This window comes from Sphingopyxis granuli NBRC 100800, from assembly GCF_001591045.1.
Classification (GTDB): Bacteria; Pseudomonadota; Alphaproteobacteria; order Sphingomonadales; family Sphingomonadaceae; genus Sphingopyxis; species Sphingopyxis granuli.
Window position 1 is genome coordinate 34,175 of record NZ_BCUA01000012.1, and the last position, 18,982, is coordinate 53,156.

An 18,982-nucleotide genomic window follows, 5' to 3' on the forward strand; every position below is an offset into this window, starting at 1 on the left:
GCTCTCCTTATCACATCTTGTGCATCGTCCGCGGGTCGCCGAGCGCGGCTCCCAGCGAATCCGCCGTGGTAGCGGGCAGGTCGAATTCGGCCCCGAAGGCCAGTGCGGTCGTATCGACCGACCCGTGGGCCCAGACGGCGCCTGTCGACCGCTGCCAACGCATCATCGCGCCCCAGCCGCCGCCGCATTCGACGATCTCTCCAGTCAGCGTCGACCGCGGATCGAGGAGAGCCATCAGGAAGGGTGATATCTGTTCGGGCCGCAGTTTTGCCTTCATCCGGTCGTTGAAAACAGTGCCGGTCATCTCGGTCAGCGCCATCGGAGCGATGGCGTTGGCGCGGATGCCGAGCCGCTGACCCTCGATCGCGAGCGTCTTTGTCAGGCCGATGATGCCGCCCTTGGCCGCCGCGTAATTGGCCTGACCGAAGGCGCCGTGCAGGCCCGCGCCCGATGTGGTCAGCACGATCGATCCGCGGCGCTGCGCCGCCATCACCTCCCACACCGCCTGCGCGCAGGCGAAGCTGCCGCCGAGATGGACGTCGATCACCTCCGACCATTCCTCGGTGCTCATTTTCGCGAAGCTGCGGTCGCGGACGATCCCGGCGTTGACCACCAGCCCGTCGATCGCACCGAACTCCGACAGCGCGGCGTCGACGAACGGCGCCGGATCGCGGATGTCGCATTGCACCGACACAGCCGCGCCGCCATCATCCCGGATCGCCTCGGCGACCGGCGCGATGCCCGCACCCCGGCCGGTGAGCACCAGATTGGCGCCCGCCTGCGCGAGATCGACGGCATATTGCCGGCCGATTCCGCGACTGGCCCCGACGACCACGATGGTCGATCCGCGCAGATCGACGGAGGGCAGGGGAGGAAGGTCCGTCATCGGGCCGGTCAGCGCGACCCCGCGCCGACCTTGGCGCGCGCGGCGAGCATGCGATCCGAAATCTCCGGATTCCAGTGCACGTCGCGATATTGGACGTGGCCGTAGACATAGGCTGCCATCGGATCCATCGCCCAGCTCCGGCGCAGCATTTCGGTGGTGCGCACGACCGTCGGCACCGTGGTTGAGGCGATCTCGGCCGCCATGCCCTGCGCCGTCGCAAGCAACCGACCTTCGGGCGCGATTTCATCGATCAGCCCGATCCGCAGCGCTTCGGGTGCGTCGATGCGGCGGCCGGTGAGGACGAGGAGCTTCGCCTGGCTCTGGCCGACGATGCGCTGCAGCGGATCGACGAACGGCGTCAGGCCGAACCGAATCTGGGGAAAGCCGAATCTCGCATTCGGGCTCGATATGCGGATGTCGCAGAAGACCGCGATGTCGCAGCCGCCGCCGAAGGTCGGGCCGGCAACCGCCGCGATCGTCGGTTTCGGATATTCGAGCAGTTCGAGATAGCCGTAATAGGTCGCGTCGTACCAGCGAAGACGCTCCTCCTCGCTCTTCCAGTTCATCGTGTCGAGGTCGAGGCCGGCCGAGAAATAATCCTCCGTGCCGGTGATGACGACCGCCGCGACACTGTCGTCGCGCCGCCACGCGCTCAGCGTTTCGACGAGGTCCTCGAACAGCTCCGTGCTGAGCGCATTCTTCTTGTCGGGCCGGTCGAGGAAGAGGGTGGCGACCCCGCCCTTCACCTCGCTGCGCATCGTGCCGTGCTTTGCCATGTTTCTGCTCCCAGGCTTGTGATGTAATTCAGGTGTTCGTGCGTGCGGTGCATCGCTTCATTCAGCGCCCGCGCCGTCGGAGATGTCCGGATCGGATTATTGCGGAAAATGCGCACGCTCGATCGCCACGCTATCCCCCGCCTTCAGGCGATCGAAGCCCCGCGCGATGCGTTCGCGGAAGATACCGCGCTGGAGCAGGTCCTGCGTGACCGTCAGCTCGTATTGAAGCGCGCCCAGATGATCCATGTTCGACGCGCGCAGCGCGACGCCCTTGAAGATTTTCGCGAGCTCCGGCCCCATTTCGGCGATCTGTTTCGCCAGGGTAAGCGAACGGCTTCGCAGTTCGCCGACGGGCGTCACCTCGCTGACGAGACCGATGCGCAGCGCTTCGTGCGCGTCGATCGGGTCGCCGGTATAGTAAAGACGCCGGGCGTGCTGCTTGCCGACGCGCGACATCAGGCCATGATAGAAGCCGTTCATAGCATATTTGACCTGCGTCGATCCGAAAAGCGCATTTTCCGACGCGACCGTGATGTCACACATGTTGGCGACGTCCATGCCATAGCCCGGGGCGACGCCCGCGACCGCAGCGACCGACGGCTTTCCGAAATCATAGATCGCTTTCATCAACGCAAGCGCGAGGTCGTTGAAACGGCGGCGGCCGTCATCGTCGGTGGTGTTCAGGATGTCGACGCGCCAGCCTGAGCAGAAATAGTCCTCGTTGCCGATGAACAGGACGCAGGAGACTGCGTCGTCATTCTCCCAGGCCCTCAGGGCGGCGATGATCTCTTCGTGCAGTTCCCAGCCGAGGGCGTTCCGCTTCTCGGGATGGTGGAGCTGAAGGATGCCGACCCCCTCGTCGATATTCGTGATGAGATACTGGAAATCAGCCATGACATACCCTTAGTTACCTACTGGACGGTAACTTCAATAGATATGCATGGAGCAGCTGTCAATGCGCCGTCGAGAGGCGGCGATTGGCTGGAGGATTCCGGCGATGGCGGCGGAGAGTTCTAGGTCCGGCGGGCGGATGTGCCGATGCCGTCGAGGATCAGGCTGACGAATTGCTCGGAGACCGTTTCCGGCGCAATCTGGAGGGCGGCCGATTGCCAGTGCGTCATCCAGTTGATCATGCCGAAGATCCCGAACGCGACGATGCGGGCGTCGTCGAATGCCAGCGATCCGTCCTTGCGGCCGACCTCAATCCGTTCGAGAAGGTCGCGGTTGAGCATGCGCTTGTAGTTGCGCGATTTCGCCTTTCCGGCCTCGCTCATCACGCGCTCGTCGGCGACGATCATCGACAGGACCGTGTCCTGGAGAAGGTCGACATAGGCCTCGACGAAAATCCGCACGCGTTCGCGTCCGGACAGGCGGACATCGTCGCGATCGGCGATTTTCTGCTGGAAAAGAATGTATCCGCGCGAGATGCACTCGAGCAATATCTCTTCCTTGCTCGCGAAGTGATAGTAGAGGCTGGGCTTGGTGATCGAAAGGCCCGTGGCGATGTCGTCGAGGCTGGTGCGGTCGTAGCCGCGCTCGCGGAACATCGCGGAGGCGATCGTCATGATCAGCTCCTTGTTGACGGTGCCCCGCTTGCGCCCGCCTTTCTGGCCCGCCTTGGTCCGAGCGTCGCTGCGCGCCGCCGTCGCTGCACCGGTCCGTTTCTGTCTTGCTGCTTCCGCCATCGATCGCTTGCTTTCCTTGTCCCCTGTGCCGGTCCTGCGCGGTCTGCCTTGCGACCGATGCCGAACCTTTGGCCGACGCATAGGTCCACGACGACTAGATGGTCAATAGATGGTGCTATATTGTCGCCATTGACAAGCTTATTATGTTTTATTACCGACCGGACGGTAACAAAATGATGAGCGGTGGATTCGAAACCGGACCGGACGCGCATCGCTATAATGGGAGGGAATCGATGACGCATAGCAAGAGGCGTTGGTCGCCGTCGTTGGCAGCGATCGTCCTGGCCGGCTTCGCCACGCAGGCGGCTGCGCAGGAAAGCGGCGCGCCGGCCGAAACCGAAAGCCCGGGCACGACCGATATCATCGTCACCGCGCAGAAGCGCAGTGAGAGCGTCAACAGCGTTCCGTTGTCGATCACCGCGGTGTCGGGCGGCGATCTGCAGGCGCAGGGCGTGACAGACGTCGCGGGGCTGGCAAAGGTCACCCCCGGATTCAATGCGATCGACAGCGGTTTCGGAACCCCCGTCTATTTCCTGCGCGGTATCGGCTTCTTCGACAGCAGCCTCGCGGCCAAGCCGACGGTCACCGTCTACACCGACGAGGTTCCGATCCCCTATTCGGTGATGACCGCCGGGGCATCCTTCGATCTTGAGCGGGTCGAGGTCCTCAAGGGCCCGCAAGGCACGCTGTTCGGTTCCAACGCAACGGGGGGCGCGATCAACTATATCGCGGCAAAGCCGACCTGGTCGCCCGAGGCGGGCCTTGCGCTCTCCTATGGCCGCTTCAACCGTTTCAGCGCCGAAGGCTATGCCAGCGGCCCCTTGTCGGAGACATTGGCCGCCCGCATCTCGCTTCGCCACGAGGGCGGCGGGGACTGGCAGAAAAGCTATACCCGCAACGCGAGCCTGGGCCAGCGCGCCTTCACGCAGGGCCGCCTCCAGCTCGCCTGGCGTCCGGTCGATACGGTGCGCGTGAACCTGATGATCAACGCCAACCAGGATCATGGCGACACCCAGGCGCCGCAACTCGTCACGCCGTTTCAGCAATCGGCCGGCTTCTTCGATCCCCGGCTGGTCGCCTACCCGACCGCGCCGGCCAGCAATCGCGCGGCCGACTGGGGAGACAGCTTTGCGCTGAAGAAGGACAATTGGCAGGTGCAGGCCGCGCTGCGCGGCGAAGTGGACCTTAGCGACGACATCACGCTCACCTCGATCTCGGCCTATAGCCGCTTCAAGGAAGCTTACGGCCAGGAGTCGGACGGCACCGCGCTGCGGCTGACCGACGTCTTCCTCGAAGGCGACATCAGGGCCTTCAGCCAGGAGTTGCGGCTTGCCGGGTCGCTCATGGGCGACGGCTCGTGGATCGTCGGCGGCAATTACGAGTGGGGCAAGACCCATGAACTGCTGACCCAGCGGCTCGACGACCAGTCGTCGGCCCATGTGTTCGACCGCTTCGGCTTTCCGTCGATCGAGCTTGTGCCGCAGCTGGGCGACACGCGGTATCGCAGCATCGCCGCGTTCGCCGACGTCAGCGTGCCGATCGTCGATACGCTGACGCTGATCGGCGGCATCCGCTACACCGACACCAAGGTCGATTTCGCCGGCTGCACGCTGAATGCCGGCAACGGCACCTATGCCAGGGGGTTCGAGCTGATTTTCGGTCTGCCGTCGGGCACGATCCCGCTCGGCGGCTGCGTGACCTTCAACGATGCCGGGCAACCCGCGCTGTTCGAAGGCAGCCTGCCCGAAGACAATATATCGTGGCGCGGCGTGCTCCAGTGGAAGCCGTCGGGCGGCCAGCTTTTCTATGCGAGCGTCAGTCGCGGCTACAAGAGCGGCTCGTTCGCGACGCTCGCCGGCAATCGCTTCTCGCAATATACTCCGGTGCGGCAGGAACAGGTCACGGCTTATGAAATCGGCTTCAAATCGGCGTTGCTCGACCGCCGCGTGCAACTCAACGGGGCGCTCTTCTATTATGACTATCTCGACAAGCAGCTGAAGGGGCGCACGATCGTTCCCGTGTTCGGTCCGCTCGAAGCGCTGGTCAACGTGCCCAAGTCGCGGATCAAGGGCGCCGAACTGCAGCTTGTGGTCACCCCCGTCGACGGCCTGCGCGCCAACTTCGGCGCGACCTATATCGACAGTAAGGTGACGCGGTCCTTCACCAACTATTCGGCGTTCGGCGCGGTCACCGACTTCGACGGCTATCGCTTTCCCTACACGCCGAAATGGCAGCTCAACGCCGACCTCGAATATCGCTGGGCCATCGGGGGAGCAAAGCAGGCGTTCCTTGGCGCCAACTATAGCTATCGCAGCTCGACCTACGGCGATTTCAGGCCCGACGCGCGGCTATTCATAGACGACTATGGACTGCTCGATCTGCGCGCCGGAATCGGCGACGCTGATGGGAAATGGACGGCGAGCCTCTATGCGCAGAATGTGACCGACGAATATTACTGGCATACGGCGGCGCGGCGCGGAGATGCGGTGATCCGGTTTGCCGGCATGCCCGCGACCTATGGCGTCAACATGAGTTTCAAGTTCCGATAGGCGCTCGCATTCGGCGCGCCGACGGCCGCACGCAAATCCCGCATCGTGGCCGGACGCGGACGAAGCCCGCTTCCGGCCATTCGACCGTTCCGCGTCTGGTGCGGCGGCGTCGAGGTCGACATAGAGCGGGCCGAGTTCACCATAGCGGTCAAGCCTCCCTTTTCATGCTATGATCGGCAGGTCGGCGCAGCCGGCGCGCGTTTCGTGCGGAGGGAGGAGGACGCATGGCGAAGCATCGCATCGATTCGGTCAGCGTCGCGAGCGTTTATCCCCACTATATCGCCAAGGCGGAGAAGAAGGGGCGCACCAGGGCCGAGGTGGATGAGATCATCCGTTGGCTGACAGGATACAGCCAGAAGGCGCTGGACGATCAACTGGCGAAGCAGACGAGCTTCGAGGATTTCTTCGCCCAGGCGCCTCGAATGAATCCCTTGCGGTTGTTGGTTACGGGCGTGATTTGCGGCGTTCGTGTCGAAGAGATTCAGGAGTCGACGATGCGGGAGATCCGTTATCTCGACAAGCTCGTCGACGAACTGGCCCGCGGGAAGGCCATGGCGAAAATCCTGCGCGGATAGTTCGAAGGAACTGCCCGGGTTCATCAGCCTTACCTTGCGTTGCGATCAATCTTGATCGACTTTTTCGATGAGAATGACGATTTTTATGAAGCTGATGAATTGAGCTTGCCGGTCTAACAGGGGGTATCGCCATTTCGAGAGGAGGAACTGCCATGACCAAGACGCATCCCGACGCCGGCCAGTGCCCGGTTTCCCATCTGACGACGGCATTCGGCGCGCCCGTGCCCGACAATCAGGACAGCCTGACCGCCGGCCCGCGCGGCCCGTTGCTCGCCCAGGACGTGTGGCTCAACGAGAAACTCGCCAATTTCGTGCGTGAGGTGATCCCGGAGCGGCGCATGCACGCCAAGGGTTCGGGCGCCTTCGGCACCTTCACCGTGACTCACGACATCAGCCGCTACACCCGCGCGAAAATCTTCAGCGAAGTGGGCAAGAAGACCGAGATGTTCGCGCGCTTCACCACCGTCGCGGGCGAGCGCGGCGCGGCCGACGCCGAGCGCGACATCCGCGGCTTCGCGCTGAAATTCTACACCGAGGAAGGCAATTGGGACATGGTGGGGAACAACACCCCGGTCTTCTTCCTGCGCGACCCGCGCAAATTCCCCGACCTCAACAAGGCGGTGAAGCGCGACCCGCGCACCAACATGCGCAGCGCCACCAACAACTGGGATTTCTGGACGCTGCTGCCCGAGGCGTTCCACCAGGTGACCGTCGTGATGTCCGACCGCGGCATCCCGAAAAGCTATCGCCACATGCACGGTTTCGGCAGCCACACCTACAGCTTCTGGAACGAGGCGGGCGAGCGCTTCTGGGTCAAGTTCCACTTCAGGACCCAGCAGGGCATCGCGAACCTGACCGATGCGGAGGCGGCGGCGCTGGTCGGCGGCGACCGCGAATCGCACCAGCGCGACCTGTACGAGGCGATCGAGCGCGGCGATTTCCCGAAATGGACGATGTATGTCCAGATCATGCCGGAGGCCGATGCCGAGACCTATCGCTTCCACCCCTTCGACCTGACCAAAGTGTGGTACAAGGCGGACTATCCGCTGATCGAGGTCGGTGAGTTCGAACTCAACCGCAATCCGGACAATTTCTTCGCCGATGTCGAACAGAGCGCTTTCGCGCCGTCAAACCTGGTGCCGGGAATCGGCGTGTCGCCCGACCGGATGCTGCAGGCGCGCCTGTTCAACTATGCCGATGCCCAGCGTTACCGGCTCGGGGTCAACTATCACCAGATTCCGGTCAACGCCGCGCGCTGCCCGGTGATGAGCAACCAGCGCGACGGCGCGGGACGGGTCGACGGCAATTACGGCAGCCGCCCGCATTACGAGCCGAACAGCTTCGGCCAGTGGCAGCAGCAGCCCGACTATGGCGAACCGCCGCTGCGCATCAGCGGCGACGCGGCGCACTGGAATTTCCGCGACGACGACGATGATTATTTCACCCAGCCGCGCAAGCTGTTCCAGCAGATGCGCCCGGAGCAACAGCAGGTGCTGTTCGACAATACGGCGCGGGCGATGGGCGATGCGCCGGCCTTCATCAAGCAGCGGCACATCGACAATTGCACCCGCTGCGACCCCGCCTATGGGGCCGGCGTCGCCGCGGCGCTGGGGATGACCGTCCGGCCTGCGGCCGAATTGCCGGCCGAGCCCGAAACGCCGCCGCAGAATTCGCGGCGTCAGGCTGCAACGATCGGGGGCTGACCGAAGCCGTCCTCCGACGCCGGCCGGGCAAGCGATCTCCGGCCATCGGCAAGGCAAGCCGATGGCTGGAGGTCGCTCCGACGCCTACGGCTCCTCACAAAGACGGTGATCCTTCCGGCCGCCAGCAGCGGACAGCTATCGAAGTTGACCGGCCTCATTTCGCGGAATTTGAGAGGATTTGCGACAATCTCTCTGTTGCTATTGAGAATCGTTCTGGATAGGGCGACTGCCATCGCGCTGTGCAACGGAACCTTTCGCCTATCATGTCCCGATCATCGTCACGTCAAGCCGGTCCGAAGCGCGGGCGCAAGGCTTTTTGGCTGAAACAGCTTCACACGTGGCACTGGATGAGCTCGGCGATCTGTCTGATCGGGCTGCTGCTGTTCGCGGTCACCGGCTTCACGCTGAACCATGCCGCCGATATCGAGGCGGCGCCGCAGGTGTCGGCGCGGACGGCGCAATTGCCCCCCCCGCTGCTCGATCAGCTCGCCAGGGCGGCCCCCGCCGGCGAGGCGGATGAAAAGGCGCCGCTGCCCCCGTCCGTCGCCGCGTGGGTCGAGGCGCATTTCCCCGTCAAGGTGTCGGCCGATGCCGAATGGTCGGACGGCGAAGTCTATCTGCCCGCGCCGCGTCCGGGCGGCGACGCCTGGGTCGCGATCGACCGCGCCACCGGTGCTGTCAGCGCGGAGATTACCGACCGCGGCTGGATCTCCTACCTCAACGACCTGCACAAGGGGCGCAATTCGGGCGGCGCGTGGAGCCTGTTCATCGACATCTTCGCCTTCGCCTGCCTGGTCTTCGCGATCACCGGGCTGTTCCTGCTTCAGCTTCACGCGGCCAAGCGCAGATCGACCTGGCCGATCGTCGCGGCCGGGCTTGCGATCCCCGCCGCAATCGCCATCGTCTCTATTCACTAGGAGGGCAACAGCCATGACTTCACCCATGCGGACGATCCTGATCGGCGGAACGCTGTCAGCCGTACTCGCGGCCCCGGCGCTGGCCGCCGCGCCGGGCACGATGGACGTGACCGTCACCATCCCGCGGCTCAAGGTCGCCGAATATCATCGGCCCTATGTCGCCATCTGGGTGGAGAAGGAGGGGGCCCCGGCCAAGACGGTCGCGGTCTGGTACGATTACGACATGAAGAATGGCGAGGGCACGAAATGGCTCCGCGACGTTCGCCAGTGGTGGCGCGTGTCGGGCCGCTCGATGACCTTTCCCGCGAACGGCGTCACTGGCGCGACGCGTGCACCCGGGACGCACAAGGTCAGCTTTTCGCGCGCGCAGCTCGGCGCGACGGTGCCGGGGCAATATACGCTGGTCATAGAGGCGGCGCGCGAGGTCGGGGGGCGCGAGCTGCTGCGCATCCCCTTCACCTGGCCGGCGAAGGCGGGCGCGGGCGGCCGCGCCGCGGGCACCAGCGAGCTGGGCGCCGTCTCCATCTCATTCCGTTGATACGAAAGGGCGAACGATGAAGAAGCGAATCCTGGGACTGGCGGCGACGATCGCCTTGTCGGCGCTGGCCGTGACGCCGGCAAGCGCGCATCGGCAGTGGATGATGCCGTCGGCGACCGTGCTGTCGGGCGATGACGTCTGGGTCACGGTCGATGCGGCGGTGTCGAACGACCTCTTCTATTTCGAGCACCAGCCGCTGCGGCTCGACGGGATCAAGGCCTGGGCGCCCGACGGCAGCGAGGCGCAGATCGAGCATGGTTCGACCGGCCGCTATCGCAGCACGTTCGACGTCCATCTGACGCAGAAGGGGACGTGGAAGATCGGAACCGCGTCGGACGCGCTGATGGGCAGCTATGACCTGAACGGCAAGACCGAGCGCCTGCCGCGCGGCACCACCACCGCCAACCTTGCCGAGCGGCTGCCCGCCGGCGCGACCAATGTGCGGACGGCGGAATCGAACAACCGCAACGAGATTTTCGTCACCGTCGGCGAACCGACGACGACGGTGTTCCAGACGACCGGCAAGGGGATCGAACTGGTCCCGGTGACGCATCCGAACGACCTTTATGCGGGCGAGGCGGCGACCTTCCAGTTCCTGCTCGACGGCAAGCCCGCGGCGGGCCTGACGGTGACCGTGATCCCCGGCGGCATCCGCTATCGCGACCAGCTCGGTCAGATCGACCTGACGACCGGTGCCGACGGCCGCGTCACGGTGACGTGGCCCGAGGCGGGCCTCTATTGGGTCAACGTCACCACGCCGCGTGCCGAGCAGGGCGAAGAGGGCGCGGCGCCGGCCCAGCCGCAGCGCCGGGCGAGCTATGTCACGACGCTCGAGGTGATGGCGCCCTGAACGACCGCGTCCTCATCCCGCGGGCGCTGACCCCCGCCGCCTTTGCGAAGCGCGATGCGCCGGCGGGGATCGAGCGCTTTTCGGGAACCAGCATGGGGACCGACTGGAGCCTGCAGGCCGTCGCGCCGCCGCGCGATGCGGCGGCCGTCGTCCAGCGCGCGCTCGATCTCGTCGTCGCGCAGATGAGCCAGTGGGAGCCGGACTCCGACCTGTCGCGCTTCAACCGCGCCCCGGCCGGGGCGTGGCAGGCGGTCCCTTCCGAACTGCTACAGGTCGTCGAGGCGGCGCTCGCCATCGCCGACGCCAGCGGCGGCGCTTTCGATCCGGGACTGGGGCGCCTGACCGAGGCGTGGGGTTTCGGCAGCGCGGGGCCGGTGGCGGCGCGCCCGGACCCCTCGATCGCCGCGCCGCGCGGCGGCATCGCCTTCGACCGGCAGGCCGGGAAGCTGCGCCGCGAGGAGGGCGCATCGCTCGATTTGTCAGGCATCGCCAAGGGCTATGGCGTCGACCTCGCGGCCGAGCGGCTGCGCGACGCCGGCGTACGCCATTTCCTGATCGAGGTGGGGGGCGAACTGCGGGGCGAGGGGATCAGGCCCAACGGTCATCCATGGTGGGTCGATGTCGAGCCGCCGCCCGGTTGGAACGGGCTGCCCTGGCGCATTGCGCTGCACGACCTGTCGGTGGCGACGTCGGGTGATTATCGGCGTGGTCTGGAGATAGAGGGCCGCCGCTACTCGCACAGCTTCGATCCGCGCACCGGTCTGCCGATCCGCAACGGCATAACGTCGGCGACGGTGATCCATCGCAGTTGCATGATGGCCGATGGCTGGGCGACCGCGCTGACCGTCGCCGGGCCGGCGGCGGCGCTCGACATGGCCGACGCCCACGGGCTCGCTGCCTGCCTGATCGCGGACGAGCGCGAATATGTGTCGCGCGCGTGGCGCGCGATGCTCGATTGATACCCTATCCGCGCAGGATGAAGGGGATTTCGACGACGCCCTTGACGCGCACGGCTTCGCCGTTGCGGATGGTCGGCGCCCAGCGCCATTTCCGCACCGCGCGCAGCGCGGCTTCGTCCAGGCGCTGAAAGCCGCTGGTTCGCGCAACGCTGATCGCCGCGACGGATCCGTCGACGCCCAGCGTCACCGACAGAAGCACCGTTCCCTGCTCGCGGTGGCGGCGACTTTCGGTCGGATAGCGCGGCGGAGGCCCCGACAGCATGCGCGTCGCAAGGTCGTCGGCCTGGATCGTCGACGGCGGTGCCGGCGGAGCGGGCGGCGCCGGGGGAGCGGCCGGAACGGAAACCGCGATCGGCGCGGCCGGTTCGGGGTCGGGAACCGCAATCTGCAACGGCCGGGGATTGGGCAGCACGACCAGCGGCTGCGGCATGGTGGCGCGCGGCTGCGGCGGCGGCGGCGTCTCGGCGGGTGCGGGCGGTGGCGGCGGCGGCGCCATCGACAGGTTGACCACCGCCAGCCTGGTCGCCTTCGTGTGCGCGTGGCGAATCCCGCTGTGGACGAGCGCGGCGATCAGCACCGCGGTCAGCAACAGCGCCAGTCCGGCGGCGATCGGGTTGGGGCGCGATGCCTCGCCATAGCGATGCACGGCGCCGCCGGGCCCTCCGGCCGCCTCGACCGGGCGGACGGACCGGGGCAGGGGCACGGCGGCGAAGCGCTCTCGGGCCTCGCGTTCAGGTTTCCGACCAGCGTCGCAGCAGGTTGTGGTAGACGCAGGTGAGTTGAAGGACAGCATCATTATCGGCCCCATCGAGGGTGAGTTTCTGGATCGCCGTATCCAGTTCGAGAAGCATTCGCCGCAGGCTTTCGTCCCGCACCAGGCTTTGAATCCAGAAAAAGGATGCGATGCGCGCGCCGCGTGTCACCGGTTCGACGCGGTGCAGGCTGCTCGAAGGATAGAGAATGGCGTCCCCCGCTGGCAGCGCGACGCGATGCTCGCCATAAGTATCGCTGATGACCAGCGCGCCGCCCTCATAGTCGGTCGGATCGTTGAGGAAGAGGGTGCAGGACAGGTCCGACCGCAGATGTTCGCCCTCTCCCAGACGCATCACCGCACCGTCGACGTGGAAACCATATTCGCCGCCGCCCGCATAGCGGTTGAAGCGCGGCGGCAGGATCTTGCGCGGCAGCGCGGCGGCGAAGAACAGCGGCGATCGCTGCAGCGCGGCGAGCACCGTGGCTCCCAGTTCGGCCTTCAGCGGCAGGTTATCGGGCAATTGCTCGTTGCGCTTGACGCGGGCACCCTGCGCTCCGACCGTCTCGCGCCCGTCGGTCCACTCGGCGTCGTCGAGCCGGGCGCGGACCGCCGCCACCTCCTCGGCCGACAGGATGTTCGGAATATGCAGCAACATGCCGATCCAGATCCTTTCAAACGGCGAAGGCGGGGGCGCGCCACGTCCCCCGCCCAGGCCCGTTCCGCGCCGACCTAGAAACGGAAGTCGGCGCTGAACAGGAAGGTTTGCGGCTGCCCCGGCGTGTAGCGATAGCCGCTCTTGTTGATCGCCGCGACATAATGTTTGTCGAACAGGTTATAGGCATTCACCCGCAGCGTGACATTGTCGTTGACCGCATAGCCCAGCAGCGCGTCGACGACCGTGTAGCCCTGGGTGCGGGGCGGCGTGCCGGCCGCGCCGTCGGTTCCGCGCCGCATTCCGCTGGTGTAGCGGACGCCGCCGGCAATCTCGAGCCCGAAGGGCGCGCGATAGCTGGTCCATGACGAGAAGCTGTCGTCGGGGGCGTAGGTCAGGCCGGTGCTGCCGTCGACGGCGACCGCGCCGCCGTTCGTGACCTTGGTCTTCTGATGCCCGTATCCGGCGGAGATCGACCAGTCGTCGGTGATGTTGCCCACGACCGACAGTTCGAAGCCCCGCACGCGCTTCGATCCGCTCTGGATGTCGGACGGGTCGGCGGCGTTGACCTCGTTCAGCACCTTGGTCTGGAACACCGCCGCGTTGAAGGCGAGTGCGCCGTCCAGTGCGTCCAGCTTGACGCCGGCCTCGATCGTCTTGGCCTTTTGGGGAGCGAAGTCCGGGTTGTTGGCGCTGTTGCCAGTGGCCAGGGTGAAGTTGTCGCCGCCCGGGGGCTGCTGCGACAGCGCATAGTTCACATAGAGGCTGACGGGCTCGCTGGGCTTCAGCACCGCTCCCAGCTTCCAGTTGAACAGCGTGTCCTTGGCCGTCAGGTCGGCGGTGGTCACGATCGAGCCTACGGGCGCGGTACCGCAGGGCACGGCGCCGCGGCCGGTTCCGTTGTTGCAGACGGCCGTGCTGACATAGGTCGTCTTGTAATGATCGAGGCGAATGCCGCCGGTCACCAGCAAGAGCCCGTCGAAGAATTTCGCGGTGTCGAAGGCATAGAAGGCCAGCGTATTCGTCTTGCCCCGCGAAGCGGTGCCGTTGCGCGAATGGGTGTAGTTGCTCGTGTCGTTCCAGTCGGGATCGTAGAGATTGGCGACCGGCAGGGTGCCCGAGGAACTGTGGCCGTAGGTGATCTGCTTTTCGCTGGTGATCTCGGCACCGACGCTCAGATTATGCTCGATCGCTCCGGTCGCGAAATCGGCCCGCAGGTTGAGCTGGTCGGTCAGGATGCGGTTTCGTGCGTCGCGGATCGTGGGGTTGCCGCGCGTCATCGTATAGGCGGACAGGTCGTTGGGATTCGCAGGATCGCCGACGATGTTGGCGTTCGTCGACATGAATGCGGTCAGCAGATAGTCCTGCCTGGTCTCGCCCCAGCGCGCGACGTTGGACAGCCGCACATTATCGGAGAAATCATGTTCGACGATGAATGTCGCCATCTGCGCCCTGACGTCGTCATGATCCTTGCGCGTGCCGTAGAAATTCCTTGAATCGACGGGATGGCCGGCCAGCGCTTCCTGTCCGGACTGGGGCTGCCATCCGGGCAGGGCGATCGTCGGGACATAGCCGTCGGGAATATTGTCCTGATCGACATAGAGCAGATTGAGCCAGGCGCGGGTCGCGGTTTCGAGACCGAAGCCGAGCGAGGCGGCGAGACCGAGCCGCTGGTTCTCGACATGATCGCGGCCGGGAACATCGCTGTCCTGCCACAGGACATTCAGCCGCAACGCGCTGTTGCTCAGGTCGCCCAGCGTCTGGTTGACGTCGGCCGTCACGCGCTTCTGCCCGTCGACGCCGACCGAAAGCGTGCCCGACAGCGCGCTTTCGAGCGACGCCCGCTTCGACACCATGTTGATCGCGCCCGTCGGTGCGGTGCGGCCATTGTCGGTGCCTGCCGGTCCTTTCTGAACCTCGACCGCTTCGGTGTTGAAGATGTCGCGCGAGATCGAGCCCAGATCGCGGATGCCGTCGACGAAGATGCTGTTCGACGTGTCGAAGCCGCGCATGCGGATCGCGTCGCCGCTCGTCGTATTGCCGTTCTCGCCGGCATAGAAGGTGCCGACGCCGGGGCTGTTGCGCAGCACCTCGGTCAGCGTCGTCGCCCCTTGTTCGTTGAACAGCTGCTTGTCGATCACCTGGATCGTCTGGGGCGTGTCGCGCAGCGGCTGCGTGAATTTCGGCGAGGACGGACGGTCGACCTTATAGCCTTCGTCGTCGATCGCGGTGTCGGTCACGGTGACCCCGCCGAGCCGCGGCGCCTTCGCTTCCGATCCGCTGTCCTGAGCAGCCGCGGGCGAAACGGCGAGGCCGAAGCAACCCAGAGCCAGATAGGCCGGCGCCGCTGCCGCCAGTGATTCACGCAAACGCAAGAATGACATTCATGCCCCCTTTTTGATCCATGATGGAAATAATGGCGCGCTATTGCGAGTCATTCGCGAGAAAAGCAAGCGCCTTTTTACATTCCGTCGGCATTTTGCGCGCCAAGGCGCCGTTGCAGGCGGTTCACGAGACTTCTTGTCATGCAGTAAATTGAAACCGCGACGCAGTAGTATGCGAGGATTGTCGCGCGTCGGGCGGGCTACGCCTGCGCTTCGCTATCCTTGCAGGGGACGACCTCGACCACCAGGTCGCCCGCTTGCAGCGCCTGGGCTTCGGGTTCCCAGAAGCCGTAGGGCTTGCCGCCGCGATAGAGGCGCAGGCCGCGCCCGCCGCTGGCGAGCGTATCGAGGCCGCGGCCGATCTCCTCGGGGCTGACCCGGCGCTCGCTCAGCTGCACCCGGCCGCCGGCGGCCGCCAGATCGGCCATATAGTCGGCGACATGCGCGCCCTCGGCCGACCCCGCGAGCAGCAGGCCGGTGAAGCTGACCGGGTTGATGACGTTGTTGGCGCCCGCCTGCCGCGCGAGAAGTTCATTGTCCTGGGTGCGGATGACGACGCTGATCGGAACGTGCGGCGCGAGATGGCGTACGGTGAGCACGATCAGGATCGAGGTGTCGTCGCGCCCGGCGGAAACGAGCACGCTTTTCGCTTCGTTGATGCGGATGTGCAGCAGCGTGTCGTCGTTCGACGCGTCGCCCTCCATCACGTTGCAGCCCATATGCTCGGCGGCGGCGACGCGCCCGCGCGCCGGGTCGATGACGACGATCTTCGACGGATCGGTGCCGCGCACGATCAGTTCCTTGACGGCTTCGCTGCCGCTGACACCGAAGCCGAGAACGACGATATGGTTGGTGAGCTTTGCCTGGATGCGGGCCATGCGCCATTTTTCCCATGTGCGTTTGAGGACGAATTGATAGGCGGTGCCGACGAAGATGAAGAGCACGGCGATGCGGATCGGCGTGACCACCACCGCCTCGACCAGCCGCGCCCGGTCGGACACCGGGGTGATGTCGCCGAAGCCGGTGGTGGTGACCGAGATCATCGTGAAATAGACGACATCGAGGAAGCTGATGGCACCGTCCTCGTGATCGACCAGCCCGTCGCGCCCGACCCAGTGGATCGCCACCGCGATCCCGATCAGCAGGAAGGCGACACCCAGCCGTGTGACCAGGTCGGCCCAGATCGGCCAGCGGGTCGCGCGGCGCAGGACGTCGAACTGGCGCTGGACGCTCCGGGGTAGTCGTCTGGCCATCGGCGGCTATCGGGGCGGCAACTGCTTCATCGGATCGACAGGTAACCGATTCTTCCTGAGCTGGAAATGGAGTTGCGGCGACTGGACCTGGCCGCTCGCGCCGGCGCGGCCGATCACGGTGCCGGCCTTCACCGCCTGCCCACGCTGCACCGCGATTTCGCCTGCGTGGCCATAGGCGCTCATCCAGCCGCCGCCGTGGTCGATCAGGATCAGGCCGCCATAGACGGCGATCTCGTCGCCGGCATAGGCGACGACGCCGTCCGCCGCGGCGTGGATCGGCGTCCCCTGCGCCGCAGCGATGTTGATGCCATCGTTGACCTTGCCGGGCGCCAGCGGACCGAAGCGGGCGATGACCGGACCGGCGAGCGGCCAGCGGAAGCGGCCGGAAAAGGCGGCCGGCGCCGCGATTGCCGTCGTCACCGGGTGTTTTGGCACCGCGCTGGCCGCGGCAGGCCGCCCGCTTTCGGCGAGCGCGGGCTGGCTGCCCGTCGCGATGTCGTCGATGTCGAGCGTGAAGGATGCCGCGCGTGCCGCCACGTCGACGGCGCGCGGCGATTGGGCCCGTGCCTCGGCCGGCAGGCGCAGCCGCTGGCCGACGCGCAGGATATAGGGTTCGCCGAGCGCGTTGATCGTGACGATCTCCCCCCAGTCGACGCCATAGGCCTGTGCGATACCGATGCCCGTCTCCCCCGCCGCGACGCGATGATAGAGGCCCGCGGGAACGCGGAGCGTCTGGCCGGGATGCAGCGTATAGGGCGGCGCGAGGTCGTTCTCCATCGCGATCGCCTCCGAACCCGCGCCCGTCATCGCGCCGATCGCGCGCAGCGTATCGCCCGGCCGCACGGTATAGGTGCCGGCCGTGACCGCGCGCGCGTCGGCGGTGACGGGTTTCAGCGTCCAGGTCTGCCGCGCGTCGCCGCCAACGACCTCGCCCAGCGAGCGCCGTTCGAAATCGTCACGCGCGGTAGACGGCGCCGACGCGCTGGCTACCGGTGCGGTCGCGCGCGGCGTCGGCGACATGGCCGCTGGAATACAGCCGCCCAGCAATGCCGCGCCCACAAGCGGCCCGATACGGTGAATAAGCGCCCCCACACCGCTTCCTTGCCAAAGCCAGGCAGCGAACACCAGCCATCTGTTTCATTTCGGAACAGAAACTGAGCGATCGGAGGGCATGGGACGCCCGTTTCAGCGAAGCGGATCGCGAAAATACTCGTGTGCTCCCGCGGAGGCGGGAGCCCAGCGCAAAGCAAAGCCGGCGTCGGCGTCAAGACGCTCTATGGTCTATGGGGAGTCGGCGTTCGGCGCGCTGCCTCGTCCGTCATACTGAACTCGTTCAGCATCCATGGCCGAACCTTCCCTTTTTTGCCGCCTTTCATTCGAGGGGGGACCATGGACCCTCGGATCGGGTCCGGGGCAGGCTCTGAAACAAGTTGGCGCATATGTCCTTCAGGCAAATCAGGAACTGTCCCCCGGCGAAAGCCGGGGTCCATGCGAGGCGGCGCTGCCCCACGTGGACCCCGGCTTTCGCCGGGGAACGGTGACTTGTCGAAAAGGGATCATTGCCAAACAAGGTCAGGGTGGCGGAAGGGAAAACCGTGCCGAAACCCGAATCCCCACAGCCATAGACCCCGCCTGCGCGGGGATACGATGTGTCATATTCAAGAGTGATCGCGCCAATGCATCGAGCATCGGATCGCCATCGCCTCGCTTCCGCTCAGCCCTGATAGGCGCTTCGCAAGGCCGCGAGCGAGGCGTCGTGGGTCAGGTCGAGTTGCAGCGGCGTCACCGAAATATAGCCGGCGTCGATCGCCTCGAGGTCGCTGTCGGCGCCCAGCGAATGCTCGATGCCGTGCAGCCCGAACCAGTAATAGGTGTAGCCGCGCGGATCGATGCCCTCGACGATCGAGCCGCGGCTATAGTCGTGGAAGCCCTGCCGGACGACGCGGATCCCGCGCACCGCGTCGGCGTGGACGGCCGGGAAGTTGACGTTGATCAGCGTCCGCGGCGCCATCCGCATCGCGAGCAGCGGCGCCAGCACCTTCGCCCCCCACGCTTCGGCCGCGCCGAAGGGAACGGTGTCGCCCATGCCCTCGCGCGCATAGACCTGGCTCAGTGCGATCGCCGGGATGCCGGCCAGCGCCCCCTCGATTGCCGCCGACACCGTGCCCGAATAGGTGATGTCGTCGCCCAGATTGGCGCCGCGGTTGACCCCTGACAGGATCAGGTCGGGCTTTTCGGGCATCAGCTTGCCGATCGCGATCATCACCGAATCGGTCGGGGTGCCGGTGCACGACCAGCGCCGCTCGCCATGCTGGCGGACGCGCACCGGATAGGACAGCGTCAGTGAATGGCCGGCGCCCGACTGCTCCTCCGACGGGGCGCAGACCCATATGTCGTCCGAAAGCTGCCGTGCGATCGCTTCGAGCACCGCCATGCCGGGGGCGTGATAACCGTCGTCGTTGGTGAGAAGGATGCGCACTTTGTGTCTTTCTCTTTTCGTC

Annotated in this window: 17 protein-coding genes; 7 read left to right on the plus strand and 10 right to left on the minus strand. The window is 65.8% G+C overall.

Translation table 11 applies throughout. From position 1 onward, the window contains the following. Positions 1-10: 10 nt before the first annotated feature. The 4 genes from SGR02S_RS04855 to SGR02S_RS04870 all read right to left on the minus strand — a co-directional run bounded on the left by SGR02S_RS04855 (position 11) and on the right by SGR02S_RS04870 (position 3,227). The gene (locus SGR02S_RS04855; RefSeq protein ID WP_067106242.1) at positions 11-886 is read right to left on the minus strand and encodes an SDR family NAD(P)-dependent oxidoreductase; all 876 of its coding nucleotides are present in this window, start codon (positions 884-886) and stop codon (positions 11-13) included. Between the two features lie 8 nt (positions 887-894). Next, complete coding sequence (locus tag SGR02S_RS04860; protein WP_067106244.1) at positions 895-1,662, minus strand: enoyl-CoA hydratase/isomerase family protein; 768 nt, start codon at positions 1,660-1,662, stop codon at positions 895-897. Between the two features lie 96 nt (positions 1,663-1,758). Further along, the gene (locus SGR02S_RS04865) at positions 1,759-2,556 is read right to left on the minus strand and encodes an enoyl-CoA hydratase/isomerase family protein (protein ID WP_067106246.1); all 798 of its coding nucleotides are present in this window, start codon (positions 2,554-2,556) and stop codon (positions 1,759-1,761) included. A gap of 119 nt (positions 2,557-2,675) precedes the next feature. Then, positions 2,676-3,227, minus strand: coding sequence for a TetR/AcrR family transcriptional regulator (locus SGR02S_RS04870; protein WP_169799641.1), 552 nt, complete (start codon positions 3,225-3,227; stop codon positions 2,676-2,678). 353 nt (positions 3,228-3,580) lie between these two features. Between SGR02S_RS04870 and SGR02S_RS04875 the strand changes: the two genes are divergently transcribed. The 7 genes from SGR02S_RS04875 (at position 3,581) to SGR02S_RS04905 (ending at position 11,438) form a co-directional block, all read left to right on the plus strand. Beyond that, positions 3,581-5,896, plus strand: coding sequence for a TonB-dependent receptor (locus SGR02S_RS04875; RefSeq protein ID WP_169799642.1), 2,316 nt, complete (start codon positions 3,581-3,583; stop codon positions 5,894-5,896). A 224-nt stretch (positions 5,897-6,120) separates the two neighbouring features. Further along, positions 6,121-6,471 (plus strand): DUF2200 domain-containing protein, encoded by a 351-nt coding sequence (locus SGR02S_RS04880; RefSeq protein WP_067106251.1) that lies wholly within the window; start codon positions 6,121-6,123, stop codon positions 6,469-6,471. A 152-nt stretch (positions 6,472-6,623) separates the two neighbouring features. Further along, on the plus strand, positions 6,624-8,174 hold the full coding sequence (locus tag SGR02S_RS04885; RefSeq protein ID WP_067106253.1) for a catalase: 1,551 nt from the start codon (positions 6,624-6,626) through the stop codon (positions 8,172-8,174). A 263-nt stretch (positions 8,175-8,437) separates the two neighbouring features. Next, entirely contained in the window at positions 8,438-9,091 is a 654-nt protein-coding gene (locus SGR02S_RS04890) for a PepSY-associated TM helix domain-containing protein (RefSeq protein ID WP_067106256.1), read from the plus strand. A gap of 13 nt (positions 9,092-9,104) precedes the next feature. Next, positions 9,105-9,629 (plus strand): DUF2271 domain-containing protein, encoded by a 525-nt coding sequence (locus SGR02S_RS04895; protein ID WP_067106258.1) that lies wholly within the window; start codon positions 9,105-9,107, stop codon positions 9,627-9,629. A gap of 16 nt (positions 9,630-9,645) precedes the next feature. Beyond that, positions 9,646-10,479 carry a DUF4198 domain-containing protein gene (locus SGR02S_RS04900; RefSeq protein ID WP_067106260.1) on the plus strand — a complete coding sequence of 278 codons (834 nt, stop codon included), beginning with the start codon at positions 9,646-9,648 and terminating at the stop codon, positions 10,477-10,479. A gap of 92 nt (positions 10,480-10,571) precedes the next feature. After that, positions 10,572-11,438 carry an FAD:protein FMN transferase gene (locus tag SGR02S_RS04905; RefSeq protein ID WP_076074725.1) on the plus strand — a complete coding sequence of 289 codons (867 nt, stop codon included), beginning with the start codon at positions 10,572-10,574 and terminating at the stop codon, positions 11,436-11,438. A 4-nt stretch (positions 11,439-11,442) separates the two neighbouring features. Here SGR02S_RS04905 and SGR02S_RS04910 read toward each other — a convergent pair whose 3' ends face one another. From SGR02S_RS04910 to surE, 6 genes are all read right to left on the minus strand, one after another. After that, positions 11,443-12,141: an energy transducer TonB gene (locus tag SGR02S_RS04910; protein ID WP_234002604.1), complete on the minus strand. Its 699-nt coding sequence runs from the start codon at positions 12,139-12,141 to the stop codon at positions 11,443-11,445. 28 nt (positions 12,142-12,169) lie between these two features. After that, positions 12,170-12,847, minus strand: a complete 678-nt coding sequence (locus SGR02S_RS04915; protein ID WP_067106262.1) for a Fe2+-dependent dioxygenase — start codon at positions 12,845-12,847, stop codon at positions 12,170-12,172. Between the two features lie 74 nt (positions 12,848-12,921). Next, positions 12,922-15,228, minus strand: a complete 2,307-nt coding sequence (locus tag SGR02S_RS04920; protein ID WP_067106264.1) for a catecholate siderophore receptor Fiu — start codon at positions 15,226-15,228, stop codon at positions 12,922-12,924. 200 nt (positions 15,229-15,428) lie between these two features. Continuing rightward, positions 15,429-16,481 (minus strand): potassium channel family protein, encoded by a 1,053-nt coding sequence (locus tag SGR02S_RS04925; protein WP_067106266.1) that lies wholly within the window; start codon positions 16,479-16,481, stop codon positions 15,429-15,431. Between the two features lie 6 nt (positions 16,482-16,487). Then, on the minus strand, positions 16,488-17,501 hold the full coding sequence (locus SGR02S_RS04930) for a LysM peptidoglycan-binding domain-containing M23 family metallopeptidase (RefSeq protein WP_067106268.1): 1,014 nt from the start codon (positions 17,499-17,501) through the stop codon (positions 16,488-16,490). Positions 17,502-18,195: 694 nt separating this feature from the next. Next, entirely contained in the window at positions 18,196-18,960 is a 765-nt protein-coding gene (gene surE, locus SGR02S_RS04935; RefSeq protein ID WP_067106270.1) for a 5'/3'-nucleotidase SurE, read from the minus strand. Positions 18,961-18,982 lie beyond the last annotated feature (22 nt).

Excerpts from the sequence above, each read along its gene's own strand:
- SGR02S_RS04880 (WP_067106251.1), top strand. The coding sequence starts at position 6,121 with ATGGCGAAGCATCGCATCGATTCGGTCAGCGTCGCGAGCGTTTATCCC.
- SGR02S_RS04915 (WP_067106262.1), bottom strand. The coding sequence starts at position 12,847 with ATGTTGCTGCATATTCCGAACATCCTGTCGGCCGAGGAGGTGGCGGCG.
- SGR02S_RS04930 (WP_067106268.1), bottom strand. The coding sequence starts at position 17,501 with ATGTCGCCGACGCCGCGCGCGACCGCACCGGTAGCCAGCGCGTCGGCG.
- SGR02S_RS04870 (WP_169799641.1), bottom strand. The coding sequence starts at position 3,227 with ATGACGATCGCCTCCGCGATGTTCCGCGAGCGCGGCTACGACCGCACC.
- SGR02S_RS04890 (WP_067106256.1), top strand. The coding sequence starts at position 8,438 with ATGTCCCGATCATCGTCACGTCAAGCCGGTCCGAAGCGCGGGCGCAAG.
- SGR02S_RS04875 (WP_169799642.1), top strand. The coding sequence starts at position 3,581 with ATGACGCATAGCAAGAGGCGTTGGTCGCCGTCGTTGGCAGCGATCGTC.
- SGR02S_RS04865 (WP_067106246.1), bottom strand. The coding sequence starts at position 2,556 with ATGGCTGATTTCCAGTATCTCATCACGAATATCGACGAGGGGGTCGGC.
- SGR02S_RS04920 (WP_067106264.1), bottom strand. The coding sequence starts at position 15,228 with ATGTCATTCTTGCGTTTGCGTGAATCACTGGCGGCAGCGGCGCCGGCC.
- SGR02S_RS04905 (WP_076074725.1), top strand. The coding sequence starts at position 10,572 with ATGGGGACCGACTGGAGCCTGCAGGCCGTCGCGCCGCCGCGCGATGCG.
- SGR02S_RS04860 (WP_067106244.1), bottom strand. The coding sequence starts at position 1,662 with ATGGCAAAGCACGGCACGATGCGCAGCGAGGTGAAGGGCGGGGTCGCC.
- SGR02S_RS04885 (WP_067106253.1), top strand. The coding sequence starts at position 6,624 with ATGACCAAGACGCATCCCGACGCCGGCCAGTGCCCGGTTTCCCATCTG.
- SGR02S_RS04925 (WP_067106266.1), bottom strand. The coding sequence starts at position 16,481 with ATGGCCAGACGACTACCCCGGAGCGTCCAGCGCCAGTTCGACGTCCTG.
- SGR02S_RS04895 (WP_067106258.1), top strand. The coding sequence starts at position 9,105 with ATGACTTCACCCATGCGGACGATCCTGATCGGCGGAACGCTGTCAGCC.
- SGR02S_RS04900 (WP_067106260.1), top strand. The coding sequence starts at position 9,646 with ATGAAGAAGCGAATCCTGGGACTGGCGGCGACGATCGCCTTGTCGGCG.
- SGR02S_RS04855 (WP_067106242.1), bottom strand. The coding sequence starts at position 886 with ATGACGGACCTTCCTCCCCTGCCCTCCGTCGATCTGCGCGGATCGACC.